Annotated in this window: 1 protein-coding gene; it reads left to right on the forward strand. The window is 63.7% G+C overall.

What is annotated here, in order from left to right; all coding sequences use genetic code 11:
- Positions 1–125: 125 nt before the first annotated feature.
- The coding region (locus ABD663_RS15610; RefSeq protein WP_344740296.1) for a rhamnan synthesis F family protein at positions 126–802 on the forward strand (677 nt) is incomplete at its 3' end.

Below are 802 nucleotides of genomic sequence, written 5' to 3' on the forward strand. Positions count from 1 at the left end.
ACCGCCGTGGTGGTGTGGAGGATTACGTCGTTCATGCGTTGGCGGGGTTGCGTGAGCATGCGTCGCGGGTGCTGGTGGTGGTCAATGGGTCGTTGACCGATGAGGGTCGGGCGAAGTTGGGTCCGGTGTCGGATGCGGTGTTGGTGCGGGAGAACCGTGGGTATGACATCTGGGCGCACAAGGAGGGTTTGGCGTTCGAGGGGGATCTGTCGGGTTTCGACGAGGTGGTGCTGACCAACGACACGTGGTTCGGTCCGGTGCGGGAGTTCGGTCCGGTGTTCGAGCGGATGGATGCTCGGGCGGTGGATGTGTGGGGGATGACCGATCATGCGGAGGAGGTGCCGAATCCGTTCACGAAGGAGGGGCGGCTTCCGTATCACCTGCAGTCGTTCTGGATCGCGGTGCGTCGGGGGATGTTCCTGTCGGAGGCGTGGGAGCGGTATTGGCGTGAGTTGCCGGAGATGCCGGATTACTACGATGCGGTGCTCACGCATGAGGCGGTGTTCACGGAGTACTTCACGGATCGGGGGTTCGTGGCCGAGGCGGCGTTCTCGTACCGGGAGTATCCGACGACGCATCCGGCGCTGTTCAATGCGGATCTGCTGATCGAGGACGGGTGTCCGCTGCTGAAGCGGCGGCCGTTGTTCCACTATCCGCCGTTCCTGGATCGGCATGCGGTGATCGGGCGGTGGACGTTGCAGGTCGTTGAGCGGTACGGGTATCCGATGCCGTTGATCTGGCGGAATCTGGCGATGAACGTGCCGCCGCGGGTGCTCAACGCGGATGCGGCGATGCTCGAGGT

The organism is Microbacterium awajiense, assembly GCF_039536545.1.
In the GTDB taxonomy this organism is placed as follows: Bacteria; Actinomycetota; Actinomycetes; order Actinomycetales; family Microbacteriaceae; genus Microbacterium; species Microbacterium awajiense.